This is a genomic window from Chromohalobacter sp. 48-RD10, assembly GCF_029889785.1.
Taxonomy (GTDB): domain Bacteria; phylum Pseudomonadota; class Gammaproteobacteria; order Pseudomonadales; family Halomonadaceae; genus Chromohalobacter.
This window is the reverse complement of record NZ_JARANX010000082.1, coordinates 1-2,528: the sequence shown is the minus strand read 5'-3', so window position 1 is coordinate 2,528 and position 2,528 is coordinate 1. Positions and strand designations below refer to the sequence as shown.

Here is a 2,528-nt window from a genome sequence, read left to right as displayed (position 1 = left end):
GGTATCGAGCACGCCGATGCGCAGATCGAACGTGCCGCGCGGGCCTGGGGGATCGGTCTGCCACCATTCGACGACCTCGAGCAGGTAGCCCAGGGGCTCGACGACGCGGCGTAGCGCGCTGATCGTGCCTTTCTTCTGATGGACGTAGAACGCGGCGGCGACGACGCTGCGCTTGGCGCTCTCGCTCCATGTCGCGTCCCAACGGTCGACAGAAAAGGCCCAGGCGAGATATGGCAGCAGGGCCAGCGGGCAGGTGTACGGGTTCCAGAGCTGACGCAGCAGGATGGGCACGCGCTGGATCTCGGCGCCCGCCTCGGCGGCGGCACGTTCGAGCGGGGTGCTGTTCGGGGGGAGCAAATCACTCATCGCTACCTCCGATCTCGACGCTCATGGCGGTGCAGTGCGCGGCCTGGGTGTCATCGAGCACGACGTCCGCCGCCGGCGCGGCGAGTTCGACACGCTGCACACCCTCGACGTGCAGGGCGGCATAGACGGCGCTGAGGCGTATATCGCGGCCGAGGCGGCGTTGCGTGCTGACGTATGTGGCCAGGGCGTCGCGCGCGGCGGCAAGGATCGGCTCTTGTTCGGGGCCGGGGTAGAGGTAGAGCGTGGCGTCGACGGCGTAATCGACGATCTCGGCACTCTGGACCGTGAGCCGGTCGCATACCGGGCGCACGGTCTCAGCAGAGAGTGCGGCATAGACGACGTCGAGTAGGTCCTGGCTGGCCTCGCCGTTGCCGTCGCGGGCGAGGATAGTAACCAGGGCATCGCAGGGTTCGGGGCTGATTGCGGTGGCATCGGCGACGCGGCCGTCGGCGCTCAATGCGTGAAACTCGTAGGCCTGGGTGGGCCCGGCGACGCTCAGTCCCTCCCAGGCGCGCTGGGCGCGCAGGCGGAGTTCGTCGTTTTTCTCGTAGGTGGGCGGTACCGGCGGCGTAGCATCCGGGTCGCCATCGTCGACGGTCAGCCGCTCAACGTTGTAATTGGCGGCGAGCTGGTCGAGATCTTCGTCGTTTGAGTAAGCGAGCATCACGGCCTTGGCCGCTTCGTTGACGCGCTGGCGCCAGGTCATTTCGCGGTATGCGTTTTCCTGCAGTAGCTTGGTGATCGGCTCGGATTCGAGTTCGAGCGTGGCCTCGACGTCGGCGCGATCGGCCTCGGGCGTCAATTCGAGCAAGCGGGATTTGCGCTCGGCGAAGATGGTCTCGAAGTCGAGCTCCTCGACGACAGCCGGGGCCGGTAAGCGGGAGAGATCGATCGGGCTTGCCATCAAGTCACCTCAATGCCGTCGAGGTTGATGGTCTCACCAGTGGGTCGGTACTCGCCCAACAGCTCGAGGATGACACGGCCTGGCTCCGCGCTGGTAGCACGTACCCGCGTAAGCCGAAAGCGACTCTCCCAGCGTGCAAGGGCTTCGGCAGTCGCACCGTAGAGCTCCACCAGCGTGGCGTTGTTCATCGGCGCGTCGATCAACTCGAACAAGCGCGAGCCATAGTCGCGGCGCATCACCCTGGTACCAATCGGTGTGGTCAGGATGTCGCGCAGCGATTGCCGCAAATGGTTGATGCCGGAGAGGGAGCGCCCGGACTGCGCATTCATACCGTTCATGCGGGCCATCATGGGCTAGCCCGCGTGCGCGCTCCGCTGGCAGTGGTTCTACCCGGCGAAGACGTCACCGCTGCCGCCGGCGACGGAGGAACCGCAGGCGACCGGGTCGCCGATGCGGCCCAGCGGGGCACCGTTGGCGTAGACCGTGGAGGATCCGGCGGCCAGGCTGCTGCCGTGACAGCTCGGGGTGGGGTTGCAATGCACCGCCCAGCCATCGCCCTGGCGATGGACCGCGATGCCGTTGGCGTAGACGTCGCCACTGCCGCCGGTGCTCGCGCGCGGCGGGAAATCGCCGTGGCCGGTGCAGCTGTCGCCCTTGCGTGTAACGGCGGGCATGGTGCCTCCTCAGTTCAGGTCGATGCGGGCACCGTTGAGCCGGATGCCGGCGGCGTCGAGCTCGAGAGTGCTGCCATTGCTCTCGAGCAGGATACGGTCGCGATCCATGGTGATACGGCTGCCGCCGGTTTCGGCGATGCTCTCGTGTGCAGCACTGTCGTACTGGAAGCGCGCCCCGTCCTCGAACTCGACCAGGTCAAGGTCGGGACTATCGGAAGGCGCCGGCAGCGCCGCGCTGTAGAGCATGCCGGAGATCACCGCCTGCGCCGGATCGCCAGAGGGCGATGCCAGCACCACCTGCTGCCCCTGGCGAAGCGGGCGCCAGCGGCGGAAGTTGCGGCCGATCTCCACTGGCCAGTCGAGCCAGGCGGTACGGATCGCACCAACCTCCACGCGCAGTTTACGGGCGGCATGATCCACCTCGAGGATGGTGCCGACCATCAGCAGGTTGTTGAGCCGCCGCTCCAGCTCCTGAAGTCGCCAGGCCTGGTTCACTCGCTGCCCTCCTCTTCGTGCTGGCTGCCATCCTGGCGCGTGTAGAACGCTTCGTTCTCGGGCCCGATCAGAGGCTCGAGTCCGACATA

General features: G+C 66.9%; 5 protein-coding genes. All 5 read right to left on the bottom strand.

Annotation, left to right across the window (positions count from 1 at the left end; translation table 11 throughout):
* On the bottom strand, positions 1-366 hold a 366-nt coding region (locus tag OP496_RS17135), incomplete at its 3' end, for a phage tail protein I (RefSeq protein WP_280565039.1).
* Complete coding sequence (locus tag OP496_RS17130; protein WP_280565036.1) at positions 359-1,270, bottom strand: baseplate assembly protein; 912 nt, start codon at positions 1,268-1,270, stop codon at positions 359-361. The genes OP496_RS17130 and OP496_RS17135, both read right to left, overlap by 8 nt.
* The gene (locus OP496_RS17125) at positions 1,270-1,608 is read right to left on the bottom strand and encodes a GPW/gp25 family protein (RefSeq protein WP_280565034.1); all 339 of its coding nucleotides are present in this window, start codon (positions 1,606-1,608) and stop codon (positions 1,270-1,272) included. The genes OP496_RS17130 and OP496_RS17125 overlap by 1 nt, the downstream gene beginning before the upstream one ends.
* 48 nt (positions 1,609-1,656) lie before the next feature.
* Positions 1,657-1,944 (bottom strand): PAAR domain-containing protein, encoded by a 288-nt coding sequence (locus OP496_RS17120; RefSeq protein ID WP_280565033.1) that lies wholly within the window; start codon positions 1,942-1,944, stop codon positions 1,657-1,659.
* Positions 1,945-1,953: 9 nt separating this feature from the next.
* A complete protein-coding gene (locus tag OP496_RS17115) occupies positions 1,954-2,439 on the bottom strand; it encodes a phage baseplate assembly protein V (RefSeq protein ID WP_280565030.1) in 486 nt (161 codons plus the stop codon).
* Between the last annotated feature and the right edge of the window lie 89 nt (positions 2,440-2,528).